This window comes from Mycolicibacterium sp. SMGY-1XX, from assembly GCF_059132455.1.
The window spans coordinates 5820797-5846626 of sequence record NZ_CP101139.1 but is presented as its reverse complement, the minus strand read 5'-3'; the positions used below and the strand labels follow the sequence as shown (position 1 = coordinate 5846626).

The 25830-nt window shown below is 67.6% G+C and carries 30 protein-coding genes and 1 pseudogene; 12 read left to right on the top strand and 19 right to left on the bottom strand.

Features of this window, described 5'->3' with window-relative positions:
* The first annotated feature begins 41 nt into the window (after positions 1–41).
* Entirely contained in the window at positions 42–332 is a 291-nt protein-coding gene (locus NL241_RS27965) for a hypothetical protein (RefSeq protein ID WP_487692816.1), read from the top strand.
* A gap of 9 nt (positions 333–341) precedes the next feature.
* Here NL241_RS27965 and NL241_RS27960 read toward each other — a convergent pair whose 3' ends face one another.
* The 3 genes from NL241_RS27960 to NL241_RS27950 form a co-directional block, all read right to left on the bottom strand.
* Positions 342–848 (bottom strand): hypothetical protein, encoded by a 507-nt coding sequence (locus NL241_RS27960; protein ID WP_494395634.1) that lies wholly within the window; start codon positions 846–848, stop codon positions 342–344.
* Positions 849–1041: 193 nt separating this feature from the next.
* Positions 1042–1230, bottom strand: coding sequence for a hypothetical protein (locus tag NL241_RS27955; protein ID WP_494395633.1), 189 nt, complete (start codon positions 1228–1230; stop codon positions 1042–1044).
* Between the two features lie 102 nt (positions 1231–1332).
* Positions 1333–2361 (bottom strand): CobW family GTP-binding protein, encoded by a 1029-nt coding sequence (locus tag NL241_RS27950; RefSeq protein ID WP_494395632.1) that lies wholly within the window; start codon positions 2359–2361, stop codon positions 1333–1335.
* A 103-nt stretch (positions 2362–2464) separates the two neighbouring features.
* Between NL241_RS27950 and NL241_RS27945 the strand changes: the two genes are divergently transcribed.
* From NL241_RS27945 to NL241_RS27935, 3 genes are all read left to right on the top strand, one after another.
* Positions 2465–3277 (top strand): acyl-CoA thioesterase domain-containing protein, encoded by an 813-nt coding sequence (locus NL241_RS27945; protein WP_494395631.1) that lies wholly within the window; start codon positions 2465–2467, stop codon positions 3275–3277.
* An 81-nt stretch (positions 3278–3358) separates the two neighbouring features.
* Entirely contained in the window at positions 3359–4723 is a 1365-nt protein-coding gene (locus NL241_RS27940) for an acetamidase/formamidase family protein (protein WP_494395630.1), read from the top strand.
* Positions 4724–4751: 28 nt separating this feature from the next.
* Entirely contained in the window at positions 4752–5627 is an 876-nt protein-coding gene (locus NL241_RS27935) for a peptidoglycan recognition protein family protein (RefSeq protein ID WP_494395629.1), read from the top strand.
* On the opposite strand, the gene NL241_RS27930 is transcribed toward NL241_RS27935, so the two are convergent.
* The 5 genes and pseudogenes from NL241_RS27930 to NL241_RS27910 form a co-directional block, all read right to left on the bottom strand.
* Positions 5610–6374 (bottom strand): DUF3060 domain-containing protein, encoded by a 765-nt coding sequence (locus NL241_RS27930; protein WP_494395628.1) that lies wholly within the window; start codon positions 6372–6374, stop codon positions 5610–5612. The two genes, NL241_RS27935 and NL241_RS27930, sit on opposite strands and share 18 nt — an antisense overlap.
* Positions 6375–6413: 39 nt before the next feature.
* A complete protein-coding gene (locus NL241_RS27925) occupies positions 6414–6713 on the bottom strand; it encodes a hypothetical protein (RefSeq protein WP_487692823.1) in 300 nt (99 codons plus the stop codon).
* A gap of 134 nt (positions 6714–6847) precedes the next feature.
* Positions 6848–7609 carry a DUF427 domain-containing protein gene (locus NL241_RS27920; RefSeq protein ID WP_494395627.1) on the bottom strand — a complete coding sequence of 254 codons (762 nt, stop codon included), beginning with the start codon at positions 7607–7609 and terminating at the stop codon, positions 6848–6850.
* Positions 7606–8463, bottom strand: coding sequence for an LLM class F420-dependent oxidoreductase (locus tag NL241_RS27915; RefSeq protein ID WP_494395626.1), 858 nt, complete (start codon positions 8461–8463; stop codon positions 7606–7608). Before NL241_RS27915 ends, NL241_RS27920 begins: the two co-directional genes overlap by 4 nt.
* A 572-nt stretch (positions 8464–9035) precedes the next feature.
* Positions 9036–9842 (bottom strand): annotated as a pseudogene (locus NL241_RS27910) (PE-PPE domain-containing protein); the annotation flags it as partial.
* A 969-nt stretch (positions 9843–10811) separates the two neighbouring features.
* Here NL241_RS27910 and NL241_RS27905 point away from each other — a divergent pair.
* Complete coding sequence (locus NL241_RS27905) at positions 10812–11990, top strand: YncE family protein (RefSeq protein ID WP_494395625.1); 1179 nt, start codon at positions 10812–10814, stop codon at positions 11988–11990.
* An 81-nt stretch (positions 11991–12071) separates the two neighbouring features.
* On the opposite strand, the gene NL241_RS27900 is transcribed toward NL241_RS27905, so the two are convergent.
* The 4 genes from NL241_RS27900 to NL241_RS27885 all read right to left on the bottom strand — a co-directional run bounded on the left by NL241_RS27900 (position 12072) and on the right by NL241_RS27885 (position 14225).
* Entirely contained in the window at positions 12072–12359 is a 288-nt protein-coding gene (locus NL241_RS27900; RefSeq protein WP_494395624.1) for a hypothetical protein, read from the bottom strand.
* Positions 12360–12445: 86 nt separating this feature from the next.
* Positions 12446–12778: a YnfA family protein gene (locus NL241_RS27895; RefSeq protein ID WP_494398405.1), complete on the bottom strand. Its 333-nt coding sequence runs from the start codon at positions 12776–12778 to the stop codon at positions 12446–12448.
* A 65-nt stretch (positions 12779–12843) separates the two neighbouring features.
* Positions 12844–12993, bottom strand: a complete 150-nt coding sequence (locus tag NL241_RS27890; protein ID WP_487692829.1) for a hypothetical protein — start codon at positions 12991–12993, stop codon at positions 12844–12846.
* Positions 12994–13034: 41 nt separating this feature from the next.
* Positions 13035–14225: a lipid-transfer protein gene (locus NL241_RS27885; RefSeq protein WP_494395623.1), complete on the bottom strand. Its 1191-nt coding sequence runs from the start codon at positions 14223–14225 to the stop codon at positions 13035–13037.
* Positions 14226–14304: 79 nt separating this feature from the next.
* On the opposite strand from NL241_RS27885, the gene NL241_RS27880 reads away from it, so the two are divergent.
* Complete coding sequence (locus NL241_RS27880) at positions 14305–15372, top strand: NAD(P)H-dependent amine dehydrogenase family protein (RefSeq protein WP_494395622.1); 1068 nt, start codon at positions 14305–14307, stop codon at positions 15370–15372.
* Between the two features lie 37 nt (positions 15373–15409).
* On the top strand, positions 15410–15682 hold the full coding sequence (locus NL241_RS27875; RefSeq protein WP_487692832.1) for a hypothetical protein: 273 nt from the start codon (positions 15410–15412) through the stop codon (positions 15680–15682).
* Here the strand turns inward: NL241_RS27875 and NL241_RS27870 are convergent, their stop codons facing one another.
* Positions 15683–15994, bottom strand: a complete 312-nt coding sequence (locus NL241_RS27870) for a protein UsfY (RefSeq protein WP_494395621.1) — start codon at positions 15992–15994, stop codon at positions 15683–15685.
* Between the two features lie 160 nt (positions 15995–16154).
* Here NL241_RS27870 and NL241_RS27865 point away from each other — a divergent pair, with 160 nt between their 5' ends.
* Positions 16155–17012 (top strand): patatin-like phospholipase family protein, encoded by an 858-nt coding sequence (locus NL241_RS27865; RefSeq protein WP_494395620.1) that lies wholly within the window; start codon positions 16155–16157, stop codon positions 17010–17012.
* Here the strand turns inward: NL241_RS27865 and NL241_RS27860 are convergent.
* Positions 17009–17980, bottom strand: a complete 972-nt coding sequence (locus tag NL241_RS27860; RefSeq protein ID WP_487692835.1) for a patatin-like phospholipase family protein — start codon at positions 17978–17980, stop codon at positions 17009–17011. The two genes, NL241_RS27865 and NL241_RS27860, sit on opposite strands and share 4 nt — an antisense overlap.
* 73 nt (positions 17981–18053) lie before the next feature.
* On the opposite strand from NL241_RS27860, the gene NL241_RS27855 reads away from it, so the two are divergent.
* Positions 18054–18395: a VOC family protein gene (locus NL241_RS27855; protein ID WP_494395619.1), complete on the top strand. Its 342-nt coding sequence runs from the start codon at positions 18054–18056 to the stop codon at positions 18393–18395.
* On the opposite strand, the gene NL241_RS27850 is transcribed toward NL241_RS27855, so the two are convergent.
* On the bottom strand, positions 18385–20076 hold the full coding sequence (locus NL241_RS27850) for a CocE/NonD family hydrolase (protein WP_494395618.1): 1692 nt from the start codon (positions 20074–20076) through the stop codon (positions 18385–18387). The two genes, NL241_RS27855 and NL241_RS27850, sit on opposite strands and share 11 nt — an antisense overlap.
* A 63-nt stretch (positions 20077–20139) precedes the next feature.
* On the opposite strand from NL241_RS27850, the gene NL241_RS27845 reads away from it, so the two are divergent.
* Positions 20140–20745, top strand: a complete 606-nt coding sequence (locus NL241_RS27845; protein WP_487692838.1) for a TetR/AcrR family transcriptional regulator — start codon at positions 20140–20142, stop codon at positions 20743–20745.
* Between the two features lie 35 nt (positions 20746–20780).
* Here NL241_RS27845 and NL241_RS27840 read toward each other — a convergent pair whose 3' ends face one another.
* Positions 20781–21221 carry a lipoprotein LpqV gene (locus NL241_RS27840; RefSeq protein WP_487692839.1) on the bottom strand — a complete coding sequence of 147 codons (441 nt, stop codon included), beginning with the start codon at positions 21219–21221 and terminating at the stop codon, positions 20781–20783.
* Positions 21222–21341: 120 nt separating this feature from the next.
* Here NL241_RS27840 and NL241_RS27835 point away from each other — a divergent pair, with 120 nt between their 5' ends.
* Both NL241_RS27835 and NL241_RS27830 read left to right on the top strand, forming a co-directional pair.
* Positions 21342–21896 carry a cysteine dioxygenase gene (locus NL241_RS27835; protein ID WP_487692840.1) on the top strand — a complete coding sequence of 185 codons (555 nt, stop codon included), beginning with the start codon at positions 21342–21344 and terminating at the stop codon, positions 21894–21896.
* Positions 21893–22276: a rhodanese-like domain-containing protein gene (locus tag NL241_RS27830; protein WP_487692841.1), complete on the top strand. Its 384-nt coding sequence runs from the start codon at positions 21893–21895 to the stop codon at positions 22274–22276. Before NL241_RS27835 ends, NL241_RS27830 begins: the two co-directional genes overlap by 4 nt.
* Positions 22277–22280: 4 nt before the next feature.
* Here NL241_RS27830 and NL241_RS27825 read toward each other — a convergent pair whose 3' ends face one another.
* From NL241_RS27825 to NL241_RS27815, 3 genes are read right to left on the bottom strand one after another with little or no spacing between them, the layout of a single operon-like run.
* The gene (locus NL241_RS27825) at positions 22281–23972 is read right to left on the bottom strand and encodes an alpha/beta hydrolase (RefSeq protein ID WP_494395617.1); all 1692 of its coding nucleotides are present in this window, start codon (positions 23970–23972) and stop codon (positions 22281–22283) included.
* A gap of 9 nt (positions 23973–23981) precedes the next feature.
* Entirely contained in the window at positions 23982–24758 is a 777-nt protein-coding gene (locus tag NL241_RS27820; RefSeq protein ID WP_487692843.1) for an enoyl-CoA hydratase, read from the bottom strand.
* 7 nt (positions 24759–24765) lie between these two features.
* Entirely contained in the window at positions 24766–25824 is a 1059-nt protein-coding gene (locus NL241_RS27815; protein ID WP_494395616.1) for an enoyl-CoA hydratase/isomerase family protein, read from the bottom strand.
* Positions 25825–25830: the final 6 nt, after the last annotated feature.

Here is a 25830-nt window from a genome sequence, read left to right as displayed (position 1 = left end):
CCCGATAGCTCCAGTGGCGCAGCCGGTTTAGCGTTCAGTCGATGAGCACCACCGTGCCGTGTTACCTCGTCGAATGGTACCGATTCGCTTTCGCCGCTGAGTCGCTGGAGCGCACGGCCGCCCGGCTCAGTGCCACCGCGGCGCTGTTCTCCGACCGCGGGGTGCCGGTGCACCTGACGGCCATGCTCGCAGTTCCCGCCGACGAGGTGCTGTTCGGTGTCTTCACCGCCGACTCCGCCTCGACGGTTGCCCAGACCTGCGCCGAGGCGGGTATCCCGGCCCAGCGGGTCACCAACGCCACCGATCTGGATTTCGCGTCCCGATCCGACTGAGCGCTGGTGCTAGTTCGGCAGCAGCGGACCCACCTTGCGCGCCAACTCCACGGCGGCGTTGTCGGCCTGTTCACCGAGCATGCTCAGTACCGCGACCTGAACGACATTGCTGCGCCCGCCGGCCGGGAATTCGACCGTCCCGTTGCCGAGAAAGCGCATCCCGTCCGGCCCCGGAGTTCCCACCTCGGGAAATCCCGGCTCGGCCGGTGGCAGGGTGCCGTTGACCGCAGTGCGGGGATTGCCGATCTGCAAGGAGACCGACTCGTAGTTGTCCGGGTTTTCCCACAGGCAGCCGGCCAGGCTCGGATCGGTGGTCGTGGACACCCCCTCGATCGGCGTGCCCAACAGCGCTGAGATGTCCTGCGGCGAAATGAGAGAGCACGCGTCGATCGGAGCGACCGCCGCGGTCTCCGTCGGGGTGTGCACGGTGATGGTGTTCTCGCCGGGGCTCGATCCACAGGCGATCAGCGCGCTGGTTGCTGCCACCACGCCCCCGGCCACCAGAATGCGTCTCATCGGTGCACCTTTCCGCTCATCGCACGCTATCGGCCGGCGGCCCGGAAACGAATCGGGTGTTTCCCTACGGTCGGCTGACCGCTGGCTAACCGGCGGCGCTCCGTCGGGGGAAGGCGCCCCACGACCGGCAGAGCGTCCTGGTTGGAGCGCCGCCACACCGGCTGCGTCTGCACGAGCAAACGGGCGGCCCGGCTCAGAAGGTGTTCATCACCCGGCGCACCGGAGGGATGCCCTGGGGGGAGTGACCGGTATCCGAGCAGTGCATGAGGACATCGAGCACTGCCGAGCCGCGGAAGGTGCGGCGCTTCCCATTCCACCCGCACTGGCACTGCGCGCGGTTGTTCAACCACGACACCAGCACGTAGGCGCAGAACTCGGCCATGCCTCACACTGTAGCGTGAGCAAATTAGTGCAGGTATAGATCCATCGGTTTAAGTGTCTGTCTTCCTCATCAGTCACTCCAAGTAGCAAATTGCACAGCTGTTCACCGGCGAAGATGGCGCTGCAGCCGCCGGGTGGCAGCCGGCGACGGTGGGGCGGTGGTGGGGCGTAACGCCGAGGCCAGCCGGGCCTCGACTGCCCCGGTGTCCAGGTGCATGCCGATGGCGACCAGGCAGTTACCCGGCGTGCGGGTCGACGAGCGGGCCACATGCACTGCCGAGCCGACGACGTTCACCACAAACGACCGCGTCGACGAGCGCTGGCGAACCGCGACGGTGCCCTTCATCCGGTACACCCCGGCCGGGGGATCCTCGAGCAGGTCCACCAGCGCCAGGGGATCCACCGGTCCGTCGGTGGTTACCGTCACCGCGTCGGCGTGCACGTGGTCGTGGACGTCTTCGGCCGCCGCGGCATCGGTTGCGCTGTCGAACAGCACGTCGCGGAACGACAGTTGGCCGAACTGGTCCTGAGCGGAGGCCACGTCGTACAACAGCGCCGGATCGATGCGCCCGCCGATGGCCCCCACCACGTGGGCACGCGGGTTGCGCGTACGCACGCGCTCCTCGATGTGCCTGACCACCGCGGGGCGCTCCGGTTCGGGGAACTGATCGAGTTTGTTCACCACCACCAGTGTGGCCGCGCCGTACCGGGCCGGCGCGAGGCCGCCGTCGTCGACGGTGTCGAAGTGGGCAACCGCGTCGACGACGTCGATCACGCCACCGTCACGGACCCCGTCGACCCCGCTGAAACCGACCATCCGCGCGATCGACACCGGGTCGGCCAGCCCGCTGGCTTCGATGATGATGGCGTCGAGGCGCAGCCGCGGGTCGGCGAGCCGGGTCAGTGCGGCGTCGAGTTCACCGTCGTCGGGCAGGCAGCAGATGCAGCCGCCGGCGATCGACGCGGGTTCATCCACTTGGCCGCTGATCAGGCTCGCATCGACGTTGATATCGCCGAAGTCGTTGACCACCACCCCGATGCGGGCGTGCGGTGTCCGCAACACGTGGTTGAGCAGGCTGGTTTTGCCGGCCCCCAGGTAACCCGTGATGGCGATGACGGGAAGTGGTTCCACACGTGTCCTTTTCGATGGGCCAGACGCTTCGGGCGCACCTTACCGCGTCGAACCCGGCTGACCGCCGGCCAGCCGGAGGCGGCCGCTGTGCGACGATGCGGAAATGAGCCAGCGCCCCGCGCACTTCACCCGGATCGACGAGGACCGCTACCAACCCACCCAGTTTGCGCAGAGCCATTGGGGTGAAGATCACCTCAACGGCCCGGCGGTGGTCGGGTTGGCCGCCCATGCGCTGGAGACGCTGTTCGGCCTCGCGGAGTTCCTTCCGGCCCGCCTGACGGTGGATTTGTTCAAGGCCGCGCGGGGCGTGCCGACCAGTACCAAAGCGGTGTTGATCCGAGATGGCAGGAGGGTGCGCAACTCCGAGTGCGAACTGGTGCAGGACGGTGTGACGGTGGCGCGCGCGGTGCTGGTGCAATACCGGCGCGCCGAGGCCCCGCGTGGAGATGAGTGGGTACGGCCCTCCGACTTCACCCGGCCGGCGGAACTCGACGAGGAACGCGGTATCAACATCGGCAGCGACGGACTCGGATGGACCACCGCGATCGTGGACCATCAGAACGCCGCCCGCAAACGCGGTTTCAACCGCACCATCGACGTCGTGGAAGGCCACGGCAACACTCCGTTCGTGCGTGCCGCGATGGCCGCCGAAGGCACCAGCCTGGTCACCAACCTCGGCACCTCGGGGGTCGGGTACATCAACGGTGATCTCACCGTGGCGCTGTCGCGGTTGCCGCTGGACGAGTGGATCGGCGTGGAAGCGGACTCGCACTGGGCGGCCGACGGCGTCTCGGTGGGTGCGTCCACGCTGTTCGATCACCTGGGCGCGTTCGGCACTGGCCTGGTGACGGCGGTGAGTAACCCCGCGGCGCAGATCGATTTCGGGGACGACCCGTTCCCGTCCCGGACCCGCTGACACCTGCGGGTTTTCCCGGGGGCAACACCGGCGCAACATCACCTGGGTAGCTTCGGGCGGACCTACGATTCTGGAGGTCCCATGAACGAATTCGCGCGCGGCGCTGCCCAAACGCTCATCCACGGAATCGGCAGGCGGGATTTCGTGCGGGCGGTCGCGGCAGTGGGAGCCGGCGCGGGTGTGGCGGGGATCGCCACGGCATGCGGTGCGGGTGGCGGCAACCCCGCACCCGCCGCACCCACCGGCGCGGCCGCGGAAGGATTCAACGTCCTGCAACCGGGTCAGGGCGACGTCAGCGGAGATCACTACCTGCAATCCATGCCCGACCAGGTGCTGTGGGGATATGTACCGAATGTCCATGCTGCGCCCGCACTTCAGATGCGCTCGGGTGAAACGGTGACCATCGACGCGGTATCGCACGAAGGCATCCTCGAGGACCAGGGCCGCGACCCGCTGGAGTACTTCGGCGCGCAGGGAGTGGCGGAAAGTGATGTGCTGCAGGACGCCATCGATATCGCCTCCGATTACAACCGGACCCCGCGCAACTTCGACAAGGACGGCCCGCACGTGGTGACCGGGCCGGTGTTCGTCGAAGGGGCGATGCCCGGCGATGTCCTGAAAATCGAGACCCTGCAGGCACTTCCGCGGGTTCCCTATGGTGTGGTGTCGAGCAGGCATGGCAAGGGTGCGCTGGCCCGGACCTCCGATGGCGGTGCCCCCGCGGGTATCACTCCCGAGGAGGTGATGCCGCCCATCGCCGCGGATGGCAGACCGCACCCCGACCCGACGCAGTACGGCAACGTGTCCACCTTCACCGCCGTCGCCGACGGTCACGGGATGATGCCCTACGGCAACGCTCAGGTGCGCTTTCCGCTGCAGCCGTTCATGGGAATGATGGGGGTGGCGTTCTCCCAGGATCCCGATCCCACCGCGGCGAGCGCCAATTCCATTCCTCCCACCGTCGGTGGCGGCAACATCGACATCAAACTGCTGGGCGAGGGCTCGACGTTCTACCTCCCGGTGTTCGCCGAAGGAGCATTGTTCTACGTCGGTGACCCGCACATGGCGATGGGGGACGGCGAGGTGGCGCTGACGGCGATGGAAGGGTCGCTACGCGGCACCTACCGACTCACGGTGTGCAAAGCGGGATCCGGTGACGCGCCGTCGGTGGCCTATCGCTACCCGTTTGCCGAGACAGCACAGGCCTGGGTGCCGATCGGGTTGTCCGACCCTGACGGCGCGATCGACGCACAGGGCAGCGACCTCGACGTGGCGATGCGCCGTGCGGTGGTCAACGCGCTCGACTTCCTGGAGACCGATCAGGGGATGGACCGGGCAACCGCCTATGCCTACCTGTCTGCCGCGGCGGACTTCTCGGTATCCCAGGTGGTGGACCGCACCGTCGGTGTGCACGGCCAGATCTATAAATCGCATTTCGCCGCGTGATGTCGGCACCTCGCTAAAATCGGCGAGCGTGGCCGCCACACCCCCAGCGCAACACCGACGATGGACCGGTGACCCGACGTGGTTGGCCGAGGTGGTGCGTGCCGAGGGGGTGAACCTCGTCGAGTACCCGGGCTGGCAGACCCGCGGGCACGGCGATTTCAAGGACATCCGCGGTGTCATGGTGCACCACACCGGATCTGACAACACCAGTGCCGCCTTGATCGCCGAGGGACGTCCGGATCTCGCGGGCCCGCTGTCGCAACTGCACATCGCCCGCGACGGCACCGTCACCGTCGTGGCGGTCGGGGTGGCCTGGCACGCGGGGGTGGGGCAGTACCCGTGGTTGCCCACCAACATGGGCAATTGGCACACCATCGGTATCGAGTGCGCCAACAGCGGAACCCGCCCGGGCGCGCCGCATCGGCTGAATTGGCCGGACGCACAGTATTTTGCGCTTGTCCGCTGCTGCGCAGCGATCAACCGCCGCCTCGGTCAGAATTCCAGCCGCACCATCGGCCACAAGGAGTACGCCGGGCGGGCGCAGGGAAAATGGGACCCCGGTGCCATCGACATGGACCTGTTGCGTGCCGACATCCAGGCCCAGATCGGCTCAGGCGACGGGACCGCGCCCACCCCGCGACCGCCGGTGCCGGTCGGCGGCTACGCCGATGTCCTGCTGTACCGCGGGAGCACCGGCATCCAGGTCGCCGAGCTGCAACGTCAGCTCAAGACGGAGTATCCGCTGTATGCCGGTGATCTGCGGGTCGACGGGATCTTCGGACCGCAGACCGAGGCTGCCGTACGGGAATTCCAGCGGCGCACAACGGGTCTGAGAGTGGACGGCGTGGTGGGTCCTGCCACCGCAGCGGCCCTGCGGCTTCGGCTCTCAGCCCCGGTCGACTGAATTGCCGTTGCCGGACTGGGTGATCTGCGGAGCGCCGTCGCGGTAGGTGACGGTGTTGTCGAATCCCGAGACCCCGATGCTGCCCACGGCCTCGATCCTGACCTCGTTGCGCACTCCCGAGACCGTCACCGTGCCGCAGGCCCCGGTCAATTCGACCACGTTGTCGACACCGCTGACCGTGATGTCGCCACCCTGGCACACCAGGGTCCGGTGGGCGCCCACCCCGGACACCCGTCCCACCTCGCCCGGCGCGACGGGTGCCGTCGGTGCCTGAGGGGCATCGGGGATGTCGATGTCGGGAATGACGATCGGCGGGATCTCGATGTCGATCGGCGGCAACGCCTGTGGGGTCTCGGTGAGCGAATCGATCACCGATCGGGTGTCGGTCACGGTGTTGGAGAACCACACCGCGATGCCGACTGCGGCGACGGCCCCGACCACCAGCGCCGGTATGGCGAGCAGCCAGACCGCGCGTGCCCCCGGACCGGTGCGCTGGACAGGGCCGGGGTACGGCGCACCGTACCCGGCCGGCGGCGGCATCGGCGGCAACGGCCCGGTCATCGGGGGCGGCGGTGGATAGGGATCCGCCGGATACGGGTGCGTCGGGTACGTGGCGTAGGGCTGGGTCGGTGGGGGATAAGGATCGGCGCCCGGCGGATCGGTGCCCAGTTCCGACGCGCGGGCGCGGTCGGTGAGGGGGCGTTCCAGATCCCGGATCCGGGCTTCCGGGTCGTCCTGCGACTCCATGCGCAGATGCTCCCATACCCGAACGCAGCCGGCCTGTGATCAGCGTGAGCAATTCAGGGACACGGTGATGGTGCGCCGCTCGACATCGAAGACGTTGTTGTCGTCATCGTCGAAGTCGGCGAACGAGCGCTGCACCCGGGGGTTGCGAACCGCCGTCACCTCGCACTCGTCGAGTGGTGCGCTGCCCACGCGGTCGATCTTGACGTCGAAGCCCTGCGCCTCGAGCAACCCGATGGTGGTGGATGCCGACCCGGCAGCCAGTGCGGCCGGCGCCGACAGAACTCCGGCGGCGGCGGCGGTGACGGCCAACCCGGCGGCTGCCACGATGAGACTTTTCATGATGAAACCCCTTGTGCGGGAGCCTGTACGGCTCGTTGTTCTGATGAACACATGTTGTCCCAGCAGGGGTGCCTCCAGCTTGGAGGCTGTGTGGAGATTGCCTGGAGATCGGCAGGAGAACGGCTACCCGCGGTTCAGCTGAAATGGGTGCGGGGACGCGTCAGCGGTTCACCGTCGACGGTGATGTCGACCTTCTCGTTGTAGAACGCCACCAGGCCGGCGATCAGCGCCACCGCGGGCAGCGGATAGTGGTAGCTCCAGGCCAGGTCGGTGTGCAGACCGGTGGCGGTGCGCACCGACCAGTACTGCGACGTGACGCCCTTGTACGGGCACAGCGTCTGGGTTTCCGACGGCTCCAGATTGGCGAAGGCCACGTCGGTCTTGTCGATGTAATACCTTGTGGGCAAACCGGTTTCGAACAGCAGGACGGCGCTGGCGGTGTCGGCGAGCGGCACGCCCTCCAGGGCGACCTGCACCCGGCGGTGTGAACGCAGCGCGTCCACCCGCGCGTACGGATTCCTGGGATGCCCGTAGATGGGTTCGTCCTCCTCGAACCAGTCCAACCGGTTCCAGTCGAACCGCACCAGGCTCGCCATGTCGCCGTCGTCGAACACCCGTGCCGCCGCCGGGTAGGTGAGTCCGCCCGCGGTCAGCGTGTAGAGCCGCGACGCGCCGAACTGCACGGTCTGAGGGTGGTTCTCGTCGTGCAGCAGGCCGGGGCGCACATCGGAGCGCGGGATGTAGTACTGCGGGTAGTACGGCACCTCCCACACGTAGCGCGCCGCCGTCGTATCGAAGACGAGCGTGTCACCGCAGAAACCGCGCACACGCCGTGGGGCGGGCTCGACGCGGCCGCGTTGCGCGGCCGCCTGCGGGTAGTCCGGTGCGCTGTTCATCGGGCCGCCGCGATCTCACCGAGAACCGCAAGATGCTCATCTACGGTGGCCAGACCCGCACCCATCGTGTTGACGGACACGTGGGTGGCGCCGGTGTGCTCCCAGGCCGACAGCCCCTGCGCCACCGCGTCGACATCGCCGCGGTAGGACACCCGCCCCTCCATGCCGAGGGTGGCGGGGTCGCGTCCGGCATCGGCGGCGGCCTGTGTCACCACACCGCGGGCATCGTCGAGTTGACCCCCGGGGTCCATCATCGGGAACCAGCCGTCGGCCAGCCGGCCTGCCCGCCGGTAACCCGGGTCGGAGGCGGCGCCGATCCACACCGGGATGGGTCGCTGTACCGGCAGCGGCGCCAGACCGGCGCCCGTCACCCGGTGGAAGTTGCCGTCGAAGGTCACGGTCTGCTCCGTCCACAGCCGGCGCAGCAGCTCGATCTGCTCACCGGAGCGTTTACCGCGGTTGCCGAAGTCCTCACCGAGCGCTTCGTATTCCACCGCATTCCAACCGATCCCGACGCCCAGCCGAACCCGTCCATTGCTGAGCAGGTCGACCTCGGCGGCCTGTTTGGCCACCAGGACGGTCTGCCGTTGAGGCAGGATGACAACGCCGGTGACCAGTTCGACGGCGTGCGTCACCGCCGCCAGGTAACCGAACATCACCAACGGTTCATGAAATGTCGTGTGGACGTCGTACGGGCCACCCCAGCCGGTGTGCACCGCAGGATCCGCGCCGACCACATGGTCATAGGCCAGGATGTGGGTGAAACCCAACTCCTCGACCCGTTGGCCGTAGGTACGGACCGCCCCGGCGTCGCCGCCCAGTTCAGTCTGGGGAAACACCACTCCGACTCGCATGCCTCAGTCCTCTCGGCGCCGTCACCTCTACGACACCAGAATGAGCGCGATGATTCCCGCGGCGGTGTCAGGCCGCCCTGCCGGTCTCGGAACGGTGTTCCCGGGACGGCGAGGTGTCCGGCTCGGTGTCGTCGGAGGTGTCGGGCATCCGCGGTGCTCTCCGTCGAAGCGTGCTCGTCACGCGCGTCCTCCGCATCGCCGTGATCGTCGTCGGCCGGGCCGTCGGGTTCGGCCGGGTCGGTACCGGTCGGGGATTCTTCGGCGACCCGGCGGACCTCAGGGTCGCGTCGGTCGCGATCCGGGCGGTGTAACGCAGCAGTGCTGCCCCGCTCGACGGTTGGCTCGATGGCGGTGTCCGGCTCCGGCTCCGGCGCGCTGAGGACGCCCACGGTGGGACGCTGCGGTTGTTCCGGTGGTGGTGGTGTCTGTGCCGCACTGATTTTCGCCTGCGCGTCGCGCAGGCCGGTGTCGAATGCCGTGACCAGATCGGCGCCCAACTCGGCGAGGTCGATGCGCGGGAAAAGCCCGAAGGTGGTGGGGACGCCGTATTCGATGTCGCGGTCGTATCCCAGCTCCACGAGCACCCGCAGGGTGGGTTCGATCAGTGCCACAAGTGGTTCCGTGATGGCGGTGGCACCCAGCGCGACGCCCAGATCCCGCAGCGGCTGTACCAGGGGCAGGTTGCGGATCGGGATCGTCACGTAGGTGGTGTCGCCGAAAGTCTGTCGGTTGTTCGGGTCCTGGATCGCCGCCTGGAACTCCTCCTCGGTGTAGCCGTTGCGGGCCAGCAGGTAATCGCCGTGCACGTTGATGCCGATGATCGTGTTGAGCAGGGCGAACGGATTGAGCGGATAACGCGGGAAATCCGCGGCGATGTCGTATTGGAAGGCGATGTCTGTGGTGGGGATGCCCACATCCGTGGGTGTCCCGCCGCTGGCGGTGAACTCCAGGACGGGAATGGTCAGGGGGTAGAAGCGGGCCAGCAGGCCGCCGTTGGGCCGGTGGGGATTCCCGATCAGGACTATCTCGAGGTTGTCCCGGAGCGCTGGAGGTGCGGAGGCGAGACGGCGCTTCACCTCGGTGACCGATGTTGCGCTCTGCGAGCTGCCGAAGAGGACCACGGCCTCGTCGGGATACGCGGACCGCTGTTCGCGCAGTGCGGTTTCCATACTGACCACGCCAGCGGCTGCGGAGCGGTCGTAGGTCAGTGCTTCCCAGCCGCCCCACTGCGGCACCGGCCAGAACTCGGCCGGGTAGTCAACGCCCTGCAGCCGGCAATCAGCGATCTTGCACGACGTTTCGGGGTCCAGGAAGTACTGGCGAACTTTCGGCAGGTAGTCGCCCAGCTCGGCGGGTCTGGGCTGATCGGTGCCGCCCATGACCAGCGCCGTTACGGCAGCGGCTGTGGGTGTGGGGACCGCTGGTGCCCCGCCGAGCACCACGGCTGCGGCCAGTGCCAGCAATGCACTGCCGATCCGCCGTGGTGTTGCGCCGTATGTCGCCATCCTCGCCTCCGAAAATCACGAGCCAGCGTGAACATAATGCCCGTGGTGGCGGTTCGGCCCGAATATCTTCCGAACGGACGACATCAAGACGGCTGTCGTGGCATGTTCCGGCGACGCGGACTTTGCCAGGGTTGTCGCGCCGTGGTCATCAGCTAGGTTTGCCGTTGGCTACGGATTCAGTCTCCGTTCATCACCATGAAGCGATTTGCGGATCTCGCCTCGGTGCGTCCTGGGTCCGCGATTGCGCCGCGAAGCGCGCGCGGCGCGCTGACCTGCACCGTCGTGGGCTCCGCAACGGCGGCCTGATCCGGACACGCATCCGCGGATTCCCACGGAATCCGTAGCGCCTCCTTCTCCCGGAGGCGGCGGCGCCAGCGAACGACCCAGAAACTCCCTGAGGCGGTCTGCGATACGCCGAATCGGTGGTGACGGGCCCGCTACCAGCGCTGCGGGCGGTGTGCGTCGGACACGCTCGAAACGGGGGGTGTGATTCGCGCCTCATTTTCTTTGCGAAGCTAAGAATTTGATAATTAAGAGTAGTCGAAGAATTTGCGCCGGGCGGTTAGCTGTATCGACGTCAATGCTTCTCAAAGGCGTGAAGTAGATAGCTGCCAGCAAACAACACGATTGTATAACGGCATGGTCTGAGCAGGTCCTGAATGCATTCCGCCCGACTGACCACCAGGTTTGTCAGGAACGGAAATGACGCCGTTTTGCGCGGCTACACTCGACCGGGATCAGCGCCCACGTGGCGCTCTACAAGACGGGAAACGCGACACTGCCGCGACCGTCACCAAGGAAGGCCTGGACAACATGGCAAACAAAGTGGCGAATGTGGACGATGTGACTGATGCGATCAGCGGCTTGGTCGAGGCCGACCGCGGCCAGCGGAAGGCGCACTGGCGCCCCGCCCCGCACACCATGCCGACGAACATGCTGCGGTCGCACCTGCACCGGGTGCCGAAGGTTGCCGCAGAAGTTGCCGAGCCGGTGGTCGGCAGCGCTGCCCGTTCCGTCGACGGCGCCGAGACCAGCTTCGCTGCGGTCGGTCGCGCCGCCGTCGGATCGGGTGCCATCACCGCGATGGCGGCCAACGCTTTCGACGGCCGCCTCTTCGTCGCGAACTTCGCCGACGACGCCGTGGCAGTCCTCGACGGTCACACACTCTCGGTGGTGTCGACCATCACCGACGTGCCCGAGCCCTATGCGCTGACCGTCACGCAGGGGCGCGCCTACGTCAGCGCGCTCGACTGCGGACAGGACGTGGTGGCCGTGCTGGACGCCGAGTCGGTGGTGGGTAGCCACCCGTTGAGCGACACCGTGCAGGACGTCGTGGTGGACCGTGAAGGCCGCCAGGTGTACGTCGCCCGGACCGGCGATGACGGCGCCGATGTCGCGGTCATCGACACCACGACCGGCGGGGTCCGGATCGTCGAGCTGATCAGCCGGCCCGGCGAGGCGGCCCACACCCTGCGCCTCAGTGGTGACGGACGCACCTTGTTCGTGACCACCACCGACCAACTCGGCGGCCGCCTGGTGGCGATCAACACCGCGGAGCTGCGGGTCATCGACTCGCTGACCGTTGTCGAGCCCATCCGCGGCCTGGCTGTCAGTCACGACGGCGCCACGGTGTGGGTGGCCACCGACGATGCACAGGCCGGGGGACTGGTGGACGCGGTGGACATGCGCTCGCGTCGTCTGCTGGGAACCGTGTCGGTCGGCAGCGCCGTTCGACAGCTGATGCTCAGCGCAGTCGGCGACCGGGTGTACGTCGTCACCGAGGAATCCGTCGTGGTGGTCTGCGCGAACTCCCACGAGATCGTGGACGGTATCGATACCGGAGCGGTGCCGTCGTGTGTCGCCGAGAGCGTGGACGGCAGCCGGCTCTACATCGCCGACTTCGAGGGGCGCGTGGCGCTCTACTCGGTGGCCTCGGCCACGCCGTCGCTGCTGGCCCGGATGGCGACGCCGGAGGCGCTGGCGGGTCCGGCGGCGCGAGAGCTGGAGCGCGCGGGGGTCTAGCCGAGCGACCGATGCCGGCCGAGGGACGAGGCCGGAGGAGGAGCGAGGCAGTCAGGTCTAGCCGAGCGACCGATGCCGGCGCTAGGTGCAGTTCAGCGAGACCGAGATCGTCTGGCTGGTGATCACCCGGACCGCGCCGGGTTCATCGTCGCCGACGACGCCGACGTACTCGCTGTTGGTCTGCGGATTCCGCACATTGGTCACCACACAGTCGGCCAGCGGTCCGGCGCCCACCCGGTCGATGTTGACGGTGTAGCCCTGGGCCTGAAGATTCGCAATGGTCTCGGCGGCGGTCTGATCTGCCGCTGCCACCCCGGCCGGACCGGCGAGCAGGCCGAACCCGGCCGTCGCCAGCGCTGCGATTGTCATTGCCGTACGCATAACCGTCTCCTTGGATTGCACCCCGGCGATCACTACTGAAAGTACATCGCTGCGGCGCTGTGGAACGTTGCTGTTCAAGCCCCACGCGGTGCGTACATGATGACCGCGACGCCGAGTAGGCAGATGAGCGCGCCGGTCACGTCCCAGCGGTCGGGCCGGAAGCCGTCCAGCGCCATGCCCCATGCCAGGGATCCGGCCACGAACACCCCGCCGTAGGCAGCCAGGATGCGACCGAAATTGGCGTCGGGCTGCAAAGTGGCGACAAATCCGTAGATGCCCAGCGCGGCGACACCCAGCCCGATCCACACCCAGCCGCGATGTTCGCGCACGCCCTGCCACACCAGCCAGGCCCCGCCGATCTCGAATACCGCCGCCACCGCGAACAACAGGACCGACTTGGCAACCATCACGGCGGCCAACCTATGCGATCAGGGCCCACCGATAGGCGCTGCGCTGTATCCGCGCGCCGAAATCACCGGTGCGCGGGCTTGGTTTCCGGCGGGGTGTCATCGCCTTCGGCCTGATCCGGCTGGGTGCCGGCGCCGCTGGTCTTCATAGCGGGATCGCCGTCGGGGTCGATGCCGGTGGTGTCGTCCGGACGCCCGCTGTCGTGTGATGTCATGCGCGGCGCGTACCCGCTGCCGCGCGGTCCAACCGGTGTGCTCAGCGTTCGGCGCGTTGATAGGCGGTGACGACGGCCGCCCCGCCGAGACCGATGTTGTGCTGTAGCGCGGCGCTGACGTCGTCGACCTGACGTTTGTCCGCCGTGCCGCGCAGCTGCCAGGTCAGCTCGGCGCACTGGGCCAGGCCGGTGGCCCCCAGCGGATGGCCCTTGGAGATCAGTCCGCCGGACGGGTTGACCACCCAGCGGCCGCCGTAGGTGGTGTCGTTCTTGTCGATCAGCGCCGGAGCCTCACCCTCGCCGCACAGTCCCAGGGCTTCGTAGAGCAACAACTCGTTGGCCGAGAAGCAGTCGTGCAGTTCGATCACCTGGAAGTCTTCGGGGCCAAGCCCGGATTGGTGGTACACCTGTTGTGCCGCTTGCACATTCATGTCGTAACCGATGATGTTGCGGGCACTGCCGTCGAAGGTGCTGGCGAAGTCGGTGGTCATGGCGTGCCCGACGATCTCGACGGCCTGACCGGCCAGGCCGTGCCTGTCGACGAAGGCCTCGCTGGCCAGGATGGCCGCACCGGAGCCGTCGGAGGTGGGGGAGCACTGCAGCTTGGTCAGCGGGTCGGAGATCATCCGGGCGCCGAGGATGTCGTCGAGGGTGTACTCGTCCTGAAACTGGGCGTACGGGTTGTTGACCGAATGCTTGTGGTTCTTGTGGCCGATTTTCGCGAAGTGCTCGGCGGTGGTTCCGTATTTCTTCATGTGCTCGCGCCCGGCGGCGCCGAACATCCACGGTGCCACCGGGAACGCCATCTCGTCGATCTCGTTGAGCGCCACGATGTGACGCATCATCGGCGACTCACGGTCATCCGCGCCGCCGCCCAGGGATCCCGGTTGCATCTTCTCGAAACCCAGTGCCAGCGTGCAGTCGGCCAGCCCGCCGCGGATGGCCTGTGCCGCGAGGAACAGCGCGGTGGATCCGGTGGAGCAGTTGTTGTTGACGTTGACGATCGGGATGCCCGTCATGCCCAGTTCGTAGAGTGCACGCTGCCCCGATGTCGAGTCACCCGAGCAGTAGCCCACATAGCCCTGCTGGATCTCGGTGTAGTCGATGCCGGCGTCCTCGAGCGCCTTGGTGCCCGACTCCTTGGCCATCTGCGGGTAGTCCCAGCCCTCGCGGCGGCCGGGCTTCTCGAACTTGGTCATACCGACGCCGACGACGAACACTTTGTTGGGCATGAGCACAAAACATACAGATCGCAGCCGGTTTCGTGTAGACCTAAATAGAACGTGTTCTAACTGTCTCCAGGAGGGTTCGGTGGCGCTCAAGGTCGTGCAGTGGGCAACCGGAGGCGTGGGCGTCGCCGCCATCAAAGGGGTGTTGGAACATCCCGACCTCGAACTCGTCGGATGCTGGGTGCACGCGGAGTCCAAAGGCGGCAAGGACGTCGGCGAACTCATCGGCACGGAGCCGGTGGGTGTCCGGGCCACCACCAGCGTCGACGACATCCTGGCCCTGGACGCCGACGCGGTGATCTACGCTCCATTGCTGCCCAACCCCGACGAGGTGGCGGCCCTGCTGCGCTCGGGCAAGAACGTCGTCACTCCCGTCGGTTGGGTCTATCCGAGTGAACGCCAGGGCGCCGCGCTGGCTCGAGCCGGCGCCGAAGGTGGCGCCACGCTGCACGGCACGGGTATCGCGCCCGGCGGGATCAGCGAGAAGTTCCCGTTGCTGCTGTCGGTGATGTCCACCGGGGTGACGTTTGTGCGGGCCGAGGAATTCTCTGATCTGCGCACATATCTGGCACCGGATGTGGTGCGCCATGTCATGGGTTTCGGGGACACCCCGGACAAGGCACTTTCAGGGCCGATGCAGAAGCTGCTCGACGGTGGATTCATTCAAGCGGTGCGGATGATCGTCGACGGGATGGGATTCAGGGCAGACCCGAAAGTGCGTGCCACGCAGGAGATCGCGGTGGCCACGGCCCCCATCGACTCGCCGATCGGCGTGATCGAACCAGGGCAGGTAGCCGGCCGCAGATTCCACTGGGAGGCGCTCGTCGACGGCGAGCCCGTTGCCCGGGTGACGGTGAACTGGCTCATGGGTGAGGAAAACCTGGATCCGGCTTGGGATTTCGGCCCCGAGGGTCAGCGCTACGAGATGGAGATCAAGGGCAACCCGGATTTCACGGTCGTGGTCAGGGGCTTCCAGTCGGAATACGGTGCAGACGACGAGCACGAAGCCGGTGTGGTGGCCACCGCCGCGCACTGCGTCAACTCGATCCCGGAGGTGTGCGCCGCCAAGCCCGGGATCGCCACCTACTTCGATCTACCGCTGTTCTCCGCCAAGGCGGCCCCACATCTGGCCAGACCGGCATACCCCTGATGTGGTTGGCGAACGGCGAGGCGGGTATCCGCTCGTCATGTCTTCCAAACGTTGGGGGTGGACACGGCACCTCGCCGTGCTCGGTGGTTTCGAGATGATTTTCGCGGGTGTGGCCGCAGTGGGGATTTTCCTGACCGCGGCGGCGCTCGGAGTACTCAGTGGTGCGGTCGCCGTCGCCGCGACCGCAGTGGTGTTGTTGGTGATGGGCATGCTGCTGCTGCGGTCCAGCTCAAAGGGCGGCGGGCTATTGGATGCCCGCCGCACCAAGCTGCGCCGGCTGATCTACAAAGCGCAGTACCGGCAGCACTGATCAGCTGCTGGGTGTCTGCCGGTCCGCGTCCGGGTGGGTCTTGACGTACTCGGCCTCGACCCGGCGCACGCGCCGGCGTTCCTTGCTCAGCCAGCCGAAGCCGGCGAACGCCAGCACCGCGGCGATGATGACTGCGACGACCCCCAGGATGGGGTGGCCCGCGGCGAACCCGAACAAGCCGATCACCAGCGACAGCACCGCCAGACCGATGGCGATCAAGGCGGGGAATGCCCTGGTGTTCTTCATGTTCTGGCCGGCATGTTTGCGTGTGGTCCGGACATGATCGACAGGATCATCGGCCTTATTACCCATTGGCTCTCTCCTTGTCTGGACGCCCTTCGATTGCGGGTGTTTTGTGCGTACCCGGCGGCCTTGAATTGAAACGGTGCGCTGAGGTGTCGGGCATGACCTTTCATCAGGGTGAGGCGAGCGGTCACCGAGCGTCAATTCCGAAGTGGCACACTCGACAACCGTGACGAACAAGCGCGGACTCGTATTGGCCGGCGGTGGTCTGGCCGGTATCGCCTGGGAGACCGGCGTGCTGTTGGGCATCGCCGACGAAGAACCCGAAGCCGCCGCCGCGGTGCTGCGCAGCGATGTGCTGGTCGGTACCTCCGCCGGGGCGGCGGTCGCCGCCCAGATCAGCAGTGGTGTGCCGTTGTCGGAGCTGTTCGACCGGCAGGTCGCGGGAACGGTCCGCGAGATCGACCCCGGCATCGGAATCGAGGCGATCACCGAGCTGTTCATCACGGCCATGCTGGTGCCGGACACCACCCGCGAGCAGAAGCTGCAGCGCATCGGGGCCATCGCCACCAAGGCCGACACCGTCGCCGAGCCGGTCCGGCGTCAGGTGATCGCCGATCGGCTGCCGTCCCACGAGTGGCCGGACCGAACGCTGCGGCTCACCGGTATCGACGTCGAGACCGGCGAGCTCACGGTTTTCGACCGCCACAGCGGGGTGTCGCTGGTGGAGGCGGTGGCAGCCAGTTGCGCGGTGCCGGGTGCGTGGCCGCCGGTGACCATCGGGGGACGGCGCTACATGGACGGCGGGGTGGGCAGCACCGTCAACATGTCGGTGGCCTCGGACTGCGACGCGGTACTGGTGCTGCTGCCGTCGGGGGAGAACTCACCGTCCCCGTTCGGCGGCGGCGCCGCCGAGGAGATCAGAGCTTTCCCTGTGCCGACGCTGGCGCTGTTCGCCGACGAGGAGGCCTTGTCGGCCTTCGGCGCCAATCCGCTGGACCCGCAGTGCCGCAAGCCTTCTGCAGTGGCCGGACGAGCGCAGGGGCGGCGCTGCGCCGCGGCGGTCGCCGAGTTCATCAGCCGTTAGGCCGACGGCTCGACGTCCGGTAGGTGCAGCGAGTCGAACGCAGCGACCGCCAATTCCTGCCCGATGTCGATCACCTCGGCGGCGCGGTGGAACTCCAGACTGCGGCACGCGGTGCGGGGAACTTCGATCAGCAGGTCGGGCGGGTACGCCGCCAGGGTGTGCCGGGCCAGCGCGGCCTGGGCGATGTCGATGGTCCGGTTCATCACCTCGAAGCTGCCCAGCTTCGGTGCGGGAGATTCCTTGTCGGCGTCCACCAGCTCGTCGTCGCTGGAGGTGGTGAACCGGCTCAGTACCGACTTGGCCGAGGGGGTGTCGAGTACCGACCGCGCGGCCTTGGTGTCCAGCAGCGCCGATGTGCTGCGCCACACCCGGTTCATCCATTCGGTGCCCGCCCGGCTTTCGACGGCAGCGGCGGGCTGGCGAGGATCGTTGCCCGCCAGGCTGATTGCGATCGTCAGGTCGGCGTTGACCGCGGAGATGGGCGCCATGGGCAGCGGGTCCAGGATTCCACCGTCGGCCAGGAGCCGGCCGTCGAGCACGTGCGGGGTGATCACGCCCGGGATGGCGATGGAGGCGCGGATGGCGGCGTCCACCGGGCCGCGTTGCAACCACACCGATTTGCCGGCGATCAGGTCGGTCGACACCGCGGTGTAGGGGATCGGGAGGTCCTCGATGGTGACGTCGCCCAAGATGTCACGGACCGAATCGAGGATCTTCTCGGCCCGCAGCACGCCGGCCGCGCTGATCGACGGATCCAGTAACCGCAACACCGCGCGTTGGGTCAGCGACCTCGCCCAGTCGGTGTACTCGTCCAACTTGCCTGCGGCGTACAGTCCGCCGACCAGCGCCCCCATGGACGACCCGGAGATCCCGACGACCTGATGGCCGCGGTCGAGCAGTTCGTTGATCACCCCGATGTGGGCGTAGCCGCGCGCCCCACCACTGCCAAGGCACAGCGCCACCCGCATCGCTACATTCTGGCGTGATTCGCCTCAGCCGCAATGGGTAACCCCTGTGTCCGTGATCGGGAAACTTCGCAGCGTGGTGCTCGACTGCAGGAATCCGCGGCTGCTGGCCGCGTTCTACGCCGAGCTGATCGGCGGGCAGGTGCAGATCGACGACGAGACCTGGGTGGTGCTGACGGATCCGCAGAACCGCCGGCTGGCTTTCCAGCTGGCCCCGGAGCACGAACCTCCGGTCTTCCCCGACCGGCGCGGTTCGCAGCAGTTCCATCTCGACATCGAGGTCGACGATATCGAGGCCGCCCAGGCCAAGGTGCTGGCACTGGGCGCCACCCGCGTGACAGATGCGTTGGACGAGAACGATTTCCGGGTGTTCCGCGATCCGGCCGGTCATACGTTCTGTCTGGTGTTCAACGTCTGATCACCGGGACCAGCAGCCGCGGTTCGCGCCCGTCACCCCAGTGCAGCGTGCACGTGCCGCGCGGGCCCGGTGCGTACGCGGCGGGCATCTGGCCGGTCAGCGGGTTCGTCGGCCACAGCCACCGGCCGGCCACCACCAGGCGCACCTGCTCGCCGGCCCGGAACAGCGTCGACGAGGGGCCCAACGGAATGTCCACCTGCACCACCTCACCGGCGTGCATGGGCCGGGGGTGGCGGTAGGTGGGCACCGGTTCGAGGGGGGTCGACGTAGCCTCGTCCAGTTCGCGCATCGACGCCTTCAGCCATCCCGTCGTCACCCGGTCACGGCCGAAGCCGTAAGACCCTTCGAAGGCCACATACTCTGTCCCACGCCACTTTTCGACGCCGACGAAGAGGTCCACATCGTCGGCACCCGTCATCGACACGAACAGCCGGACAGTCATGGGTCCGGTCAGCTCCGTGTCGGACGGGACCGTCCACCCGAAGCGAGCGCCACCGGTGCGGGTGTCGAAACTGATCGCACCCGCGGTCTGCGGTACGGCGGTGGTGAGCCCGTCGGAGCCCAGGTACAGCGGTGTCCACCGCGTCGACGGCAGCGGCCAGCTGTCCTCGTCGCGGACCGCGGCGATCCGGTCCCGGCTTTCGCGCACTTCCAGGCGCACCGCAGGCAGCGGCGGGTCTTCGGCGTTGCGCAGATGCCGGTTCAGGAAGCTGAGCTGTGCGGCTCGGGCCTCGTCGGAGTAGAACGTCGCCCACTTACCGGAGCGGTGGGTGTACAGATGCCGCTCGGGGGAGCCGATGTTCTGGTATCCGCGGATCGAGCCGCGGCTGTGCAGGTTGTTGTCCGAGAAACTGCCACAGATCAGGGCGGGCACCTCGATGGCGCCGAGGCCCGGTGTCACCGATTCCCAGAACTCGTCGCGCACCGGGTGCTTCTTGTTCTGCTGCGCGATGTCGTAGGTCAACCGGTTGTTCTTCAGCCCCCGCGCCCACATCTTCACGAAGCCCACCTCTTGGATGCCGCCCGGCCGCAGTAGATCGCGGTACGGATCGGTCATGCCCTCCCACGGCACGATCGCCTTCAGGTGAGGGGGCTTGTGCGCCGCGGCATTCCATTGCGAGATGGCCAGATACGAGACGCCGATCATCCCGACCGCCCCCGTGCTCCAAGGCTGGGAAGCCGCCCACTCGATCAGATCGCGGGTGTCCTCACCTTCTGCACCGGTCAACAGCGAGCCCACTCCGTCGGAGGTGCCGCACCCGCGCAGATCGCAGTTGACCACCACGAATCCGTGTCCGGTCCACCAGGCGGGATCGGGTGCCTCCCAGCTGGTCAGTGACGAGAACCGGACCCGCGCGGTCTGTCGCAAGACCCGGTACTGGAACGGAATGGTGTGGCCGCGCCCGAAGCGGCGTCGGCGGGGGAGGTTGTCCTTGCCGTAGGGATGCGCGCACAGCAGCACCGGGAAGGGCCCGTCGCCGGGTGGCCGATAGACGTTGACGCGCAGGACGGTGCCGTCGCGCACGGTCACCGCAACGTTGTTGTCGATCAATACCGAACCAGGCGGCGGGTCGTAGACCTCGACCGTGGGGCGGGCGATCCGGTGAATGCGGGTCAATGCGTATCGCAGCGCGCCGGGCCGGCGCCAGGGGCGGTCGGGTGCAGCAGCGTCGACGCTCATAGTTTCACGCTACGTTGAAACTAGTCTCAACGCAACGGGAAACTCGCGGTTACCATGACAGCCATGGCGAAGAAGCCGGCAACACCCGGCCCCAGGGACGAGCGAGGGGTGTTGGCGGCACGCATCCTGCGGGCCGCGCGGGACGCTTTCGCCGAAACGGGCTGGGCCGGCACCACCATCCGCTCGGTGGCGCGGGCCGCCGACGTCGACCCGGCGCTGGTCTACCACTACTTCGGCTCCAAAGAGGCCCTGCTCGACGCAGCCACCGCACCGGAACCGCGATTCCTCGAGCGGGTCGCAGCCACCTGGACGGTCCCACAGCCCGAACTGGGCCGCGCTCTGGTCGAAGTGCTGCTGGCCAACTGGGCCGACGACGAGATCGGCCCGTCGCTGCGGGCGGTGCTGCAGACCGCGGCACACGAACCCCGCACCCGCGAAAAGCTGCGGCTCGTGGTGGAGCGCAGCTTGATGGGGGTGTCCCAGCTCGGCGCCGACGAGCGCGACCGACTGGTCCGCAGCGGACTCATCGCCTCGCAGCTGATGGGCTTCGCGCTGATGCGGTTCGTGTGGAAGATCGAACCGGTGGCGTCGATGAGCGAAGCCGAGGCGGTCGACGCACTGGCGCCCACCTTGCAGCGGTACATCGAAGGCGATCTGACGGGTCGTTGAGCGGGCTTCCGCTCAGCGTGATTGGAACTCGCCGATCACCCGCACTCGTCGTTGGCGGCACCGTTGACGGCCATCACCACGCCGGCCTGCTGGGCGGGTGTCAGCTGTGCCCATGTGGTGTCGAACGTGCCGGGACCGACGGCGCCCGGAGCCTGCAGCACCTTGAGGTAGGCCTCGGCCAGAGTTTGCGGGTCGCCTTGCTGACCCTCCATCCACAGCTTGGCTGCTCGGCACGCCTGCCCGTACTGCGATTCCGTGGCGTCGGCCGGAACATCCACCTTGGTGGTGACCCCGCCGGGGGACACCCCGACGGCCTCCGGCGGGGTGGGCTCGGCCGGCAACGGCGGCAGATCCGAGGTCGTGGTGGGGCTCGACGTGGCCGGCGCAGACTCGTCGCCCCGTTCGTCTCCCGAGCACCCGGCGACCGCCAGGATGACCGCGCCGGCCCCGATGGCCGCAAGCACGTGGCTGCACATGCCGACCAATCTATGCAACACTGTCCGACGTGATGAAGCGCATCGGATTCCGGGAGTGTTGTCGGGCTCGTTGAGCCACCCCAACCCCCATCCGCTGCCGTCTCCTGGAGCTTCATTCCCATGACCGTCGTCGCGCCGTCACCCCTGCACGTCTCTGATATCCCGTCCGTCTCCGGACCCACCCGCCTGCGTCTGCCGGATCTGCTGCATGCCACCGACCGCACCGCCAACGACGTCCTCGAAGGGCGTTACAACCACCTGTTGCCGCCGGGCGGGGTCCCGACGGACCGGCGCTGGTTCACCCGCGTGCACGGTGACGACGAACTGGACGTGTGGCTGATCAGCTGGGTGCGCGGCCACGCCACCGAGCTGCACGATCATGGCGGCTCGCTCGGTGCGCTCACCCTGTTGTCCGGCGCGCTGGACGAATTCCGTTGGGACGGAGGCCAACTGCGTCGTCGTCGGATCGAGGCCGGCGACCAGGCCGCTTTCCCGCTCGGCTGGGTGCACGATGTGGTGTGGGCGCCCAGCACTCCCGTCACGATCAGTGAGCCCACACTGTCGGTGCACGCCTACTCACCGCCGCTGACCGCCATGTCCTACTACGAGGTGACCGACCGGAGTACGCTGCGCCGCAAGCGCACCGAACTCACCGATCACCCGGAGAAGGAATGACCAGCCGCGTAGACACCCTCCTCGAGACCGCCCGCGCGCGGCTGAACCGGATCGAAGCCGCCGACGTGCCCGAAGCCGTGGACCGGGGAGCGCTGCTGGTCGACATCCGTCCGGCGGCATTGCGCGCCCGCGAAGGCGAGGTTCCGGCGGCCCTGGTGATCGAACGCAACTACCTCGAATGGCGCTGCGATCCCACCAGCGATGCGAAGATCCCGGAAGCCACCGGTGACGATGTGGAGTGGTTGATCCTCTGCTCGGAGGGCTACACCTCGAGCCTCGCCGCCGCAGCTCTGCATGACCTCGGTTTGCACCGCGCCACCGATGTGGTGGGCGGCTACCAGGCGTTGGCCGCGGCCGGGGTGCTGGACAAACTGACGTAGCGGGCTATTCGTCCGAGTGCATCATCGGCCGCAGCCGTGCGGTCTTCTCCTCACTCCAGCCCGGAGGCTGCAGCACCGCCGCCCAGCCGTCGACCACACTCTGCACGTAACGGTGGCCATGCCCGTCGGGCACATCGACGGCCACGGCCATATCCGCCGACACCTGCAGGAACGTCACCACCGGGATCCAGTGCACGCTCGACAGCACGTCGTAACCGCGGCGCTCCTTGAGCCAATCCGGTTCGGAGAACAGCAGATCCGGATTCCACCAGGCGATCGGATCGGAGGCGTGCTGGAGGTACACCACGCGCGGTGTGGCCCACGCCTGATCGGGACGGTTCAGATCCTCGGGGCGTGCGGCGAACCGGACGTTTTCGCCGTTGTCGTAGATCGGTAGCCACTCGGGTGACCCCGGGTCGCGGGTGCGGGTCAGCTCGGTCCACATGGTGTTGTTGAACGTCGGACCGGAGAACAACGCACCATCGGTGCGGGCGATGATGTTGTTGAGGCTCAGGAACGGCGCCTCGCCGCCGAAGGAACCGAGACTCTCGCCGAACACCACCAGCTTGGGCCGCTGCGCCTCCGGCATCTCCCGGATCAGCCCGTCGACGGCCTCGAACAGCGCCTGCCCGGCTTGGCGCGCATTCTCCTTGTCGACCAGGAACGACAGCCAGCTCGGCAGGAACGAGTACTGCATCGACACGATCGCGGTGTCGCCGTTGTACATGTACTCCAAGGCGTCGGCCTCGGCCTCGTTGATCCACCCGGTGCCGGTGGTGGTGGCCACCGCGACGACGGCCCGGTCCAGGCCGCCGGTGCGCTGCAATTCGCGGGCCGCCAGCTCGGCGGTGGCGTAGATGCCGTTGGCGGAGTTCAGCCCCGCATACGCCCGGATCGGTTCGGTGGCGGGTGCCCCGTTGAACTCGCTGAGCTGCGCGACGGTCGGGCCGCTGCCGACGAAATTGCGGCCCTGGTGGCCCAGTGACGACCAGCTGACCAGGGACTCGGGCCCACCCGAACGCAATGTGGTGGCGGGAGCCGGGTTGTCCGGGCTCTCTTCGTTGTTCACGGCTTCGAACGAATTGTTCAGCGTGCTCATGGCGAACCGGACGACGATACCGTTCAGGAGCGCGATGGTCAGCGCCACCAACAGCAGCACCACGACCGTAGCCGAAACCCGCGGCGGCGCAACACGATCCAGCTGGCGGACCAGGAACCGCACCAGCCTGCCGACCAGCTGGCCGAGCTCGACGAACAGGAACAGCACCACGATGCCGATGACCGCCGTCAGAGGATGATCGAGCCGGTCCAGCCGCGGCACCCCCATCAGGTCGCGCACGTCGTCCTGCCAATGGTGGAACCAGATGATCATCAGGATCTGGCCGATGACGCCCACCACGACAAGGGTCAGCCATGCCCACCGGGGAGCCGGCGGACTGGTTTCCTTGGAGCGCATGAACCGCACCAGCCAGACCGTGAAAACTCCGAGGCCGTAACCGATCGCGCCGCACGCACCGCTCACGATGCCCTGGAACAGCGGACCGCGGGGCAGTAGCGACGGGGTGAGCGACAGCCAGATCATGAGCAGGCCGCCGGCCGTGCCGACGAAGGTGTAGTGCCGCACCCACCAGGGCGCCCGAGCGGGTGGGGTGGCCTGTTCTGCCTGGGGTTCTTCAGCCGCGGCCGTGACTGTCACGCATGCACTTTAGCGGTGCGTGAAGTTTGCAGCGCGTTTCTCGGTGAACGCGTTCATACCTTCGGTCTGATCGTCGGTGGCGAACGCCGAGTGGAACAGCCGCCGCTCGTACAGGATGCCTTCGGCCAGGGTGACCTCGAAGGATCGGTTGACGGCCTCTTTGGCCATCCGGGCTGCGGGCAGCGACATCTGGGAGACGGTGGTCGCGACGGCCTTGGCCTCGGTGAGCAGCTCGGCGGCCGGCACCACCCGTGACACCAGCCCGGCGCGGTCGGCTTCCTCGGCGCCGATGGTGCGGCCGGTGAGGATCAGGTCCATGGCCTTGGCCTTGCCGATCGCGCGGGTGAGGCGCTGGCTACCGCCCATTCCGGGCAGGACGCCGAGTTTGATTTCCGGCTGACCGAATTTCGCGGTGTCGGCGGCGATCAGGATGTCGCACATCATCGCCAGCTCGCAGCCCCCGCCCAGGGCGTACCCGGCCACCGCCGCGATGGTCGGGGTGCGGACCGCGGCGAATGCGCCCCAGCCGGCGAAGAAGTCGGAACCGAACATCTCGCCGAACGACTTGTCGGCCATCTCCTTGATGTCCGCGCCGGCGGCGAAGGCCTTCTCGTTGCCGGTCACGATGATGGCGCCGACACCGGGGTCGTTGTCGAGTTCGGCTGCGGCGGTGGTGACTTCGGCCATCACCTGACTGTTGAGCGCGTTGAGCGCCTTGGGCCGGTTCAAGGTGATGGTGGCGACGCGGTCATCGCGCTCGACGAGGATGGTCTCGAAGCTGGACATGGTTCTCCTAGAAACTCAGGTCGGGATCGACGGGCTGGAAGTAGGCGTCGATGTCGGCGTCGGTGACAGCCGCGAAGGACGACGGTGACCACTTGGGGTCGCGGTCCTTGTCGACCAGCTGGGCGCGGATGCCCTCGGCGAAATCGTGGCTGCGCAGCGACGCGCACGAGACGCGGTACTCCTGGATCAGCGCCTCCTCCAGCGTCTCGTGATCGGCGGCCCGGCGGATGGCTTCGCGGGTGACGGCCACCGAGACGGGGGAGCGCCCGGCGATGACGTCGGCGGCGGCGTTGGCCGGCCCGGCGTCATGGCCGCGCAGACCGGCCACGATCTCGAGCAGCGGCTTGGGATCCTTGGCGGTGCCGAAGCACTCGTCGATCCAATCCCGTTGCGCGGCAAGGTTGCTGGCCGGAGGCTGCACGGTGTACCGGCTGAGTGCGGCGTCGATACCGTCGGTGGCGATGGCGCTGCTGAACTCGGTCAGCTTGTCATGCGGAACGAAATGGTCGGCGAAACCGAGTTCGATCGCGTCCGCCCCGGTGAACGTCGAACCCGTCAACGCGGCGTAGAGGCCGAGCCCGCCCGGGGTCTGCGCCAGCACGTAGGTGCCGCCGACGTCGGGAATGAAGCCGATGCCGACCTCCGGCATGGCCAGCTTGGTGGTGTCGGTGACCACGCGGACGCTGCCGTGCACACTGAGCCCGACCCCGCCGCCCATCACGATGCCGTCCATCAACGCCACGTAGGGCTTGGGGTAGCGGCCGATCAGCCCGTTGAGCCGGTACTCGTCGTACCAGAACCTGCGGGCCTCGGCGCCGTCCTCGAGGGCGCTGCGCCGCAGTGCCACCACGTCGCCGCCGGCGCACAAGCCACGCTCGCCCGCACCGTCGAGCACCACCGTCGCGATGGCGTCATCGGCAGCCCAGGCGGTCAGGACCTCGGTGAGGCGGGAGACCATGTTCTGGTTCAGCGAGTTGATGGCCTTCGGCCGGTTCAGCGTCACGAACCCGACGCCGCCGTCGATTCGGGTGAGGATCTCGTCGGTCACGGTGCAATGGTAGGACATCCTAGT

Bases quoted from the DNA above. Each gene is read 5' to 3' on its own strand.
- NL241_RS27965 (WP_487692816.1), top strand. From the start codon at position 42: ATGAGCACCACCGTGCCGTGTTACCTCGTCGAATGGTACCGATTCGCT.
- NL241_RS27960 (WP_494395634.1), bottom strand. From the start codon at position 848: ATGAGACGCATTCTGGTGGCCGGGGGCGTGGTGGCAGCAACCAGCGCG.
- NL241_RS27955 (WP_494395633.1), bottom strand. From the start codon at position 1,230: ATGGCCGAGTTCTGCGCCTACGTGCTGGTGTCGTGGTTGAACAACCGC.
- NL241_RS27945 (WP_494395631.1), top strand. From the start codon at position 2,465: ATGAGCCAGCGCCCCGCGCACTTCACCCGGATCGACGAGGACCGCTAC.
- NL241_RS27940 (WP_494395630.1), top strand. From the start codon at position 3,359: ATGAACGAATTCGCGCGCGGCGCTGCCCAAACGCTCATCCACGGAATC.
- NL241_RS27930 (WP_494395628.1), bottom strand. From the start codon at position 6,374: ATGGAGTCGCAGGACGACCCGGAAGCCCGGATCCGGGATCTGGAACGC.
- NL241_RS27925 (WP_487692823.1), bottom strand. From the start codon at position 6,713: ATGAAAAGTCTCATCGTGGCAGCCGCCGGGTTGGCCGTCACCGCCGCC.
- NL241_RS27920 (WP_494395627.1), bottom strand. From the start codon at position 7,609: ATGAACAGCGCACCGGACTACCCGCAGGCGGCCGCGCAACGCGGCCGC.
- NL241_RS27915 (WP_494395626.1), bottom strand. From the start codon at position 8,463: ATGCGAGTCGGAGTGGTGTTTCCCCAGACTGAACTGGGCGGCGACGCC.
- NL241_RS27900 (WP_494395624.1), bottom strand. From the start codon at position 12,359: ATGACAATCGCAGCGCTGGCGACGGCCGGGTTCGGCCTGCTCGCCGGT.
- NL241_RS27895 (WP_494398405.1), bottom strand. From the start codon at position 12,778: ATGGTTGCCAAGTCGGTCCTGTTGTTCGCGGTGGCGGCGGTATTCGAG.
- NL241_RS27890 (WP_487692829.1), bottom strand. From the start codon at position 12,993: ATGACATCACACGACAGCGGGCGTCCGGACGACACCACCGGCATCGAC.
- NL241_RS27885 (WP_494395623.1), bottom strand. From the start codon at position 14,225: ATGCCCAACAAAGTGTTCGTCGTCGGCGTCGGTATGACCAAGTTCGAG.
- NL241_RS27875 (WP_487692832.1), top strand. From the start codon at position 15,410: ATGTCTTCCAAACGTTGGGGGTGGACACGGCACCTCGCCGTGCTCGGT.
- NL241_RS27870 (WP_494395621.1), bottom strand. From the start codon at position 15,994: ATGGGTAATAAGGCCGATGATCCTGTCGATCATGTCCGGACCACACGC.
- NL241_RS27860 (WP_487692835.1), bottom strand. From the start codon at position 17,980: ATGCGGGTGGCGCTGTGCCTTGGCAGTGGTGGGGCGCGCGGCTACGCC.
- NL241_RS27850 (WP_494395618.1), bottom strand. From the start codon at position 20,076: ATGAGCGTCGACGCTGCTGCACCCGACCGCCCCTGGCGCCGGCCCGGC.
- NL241_RS27845 (WP_487692838.1), top strand. From the start codon at position 20,140: ATGGCGAAGAAGCCGGCAACACCCGGCCCCAGGGACGAGCGAGGGGTG.
- NL241_RS27840 (WP_487692839.1), bottom strand. From the start codon at position 21,221: ATGTGCAGCCACGTGCTTGCGGCCATCGGGGCCGGCGCGGTCATCCTG.
- NL241_RS27835 (WP_487692840.1), top strand. From the start codon at position 21,342: ATGACCGTCGTCGCGCCGTCACCCCTGCACGTCTCTGATATCCCGTCC.
- NL241_RS27830 (WP_487692841.1), top strand. From the start codon at position 21,893: ATGACCAGCCGCGTAGACACCCTCCTCGAGACCGCCCGCGCGCGGCTG.
- NL241_RS27820 (WP_487692843.1), bottom strand. From the start codon at position 24,758: ATGTCCAGCTTCGAGACCATCCTCGTCGAGCGCGATGACCGCGTCGCC.
- NL241_RS27815 (WP_494395616.1), bottom strand. From the start codon at position 25,824: ATGTCCTACCATTGCACCGTGACCGACGAGATCCTCACCCGAATCGAC.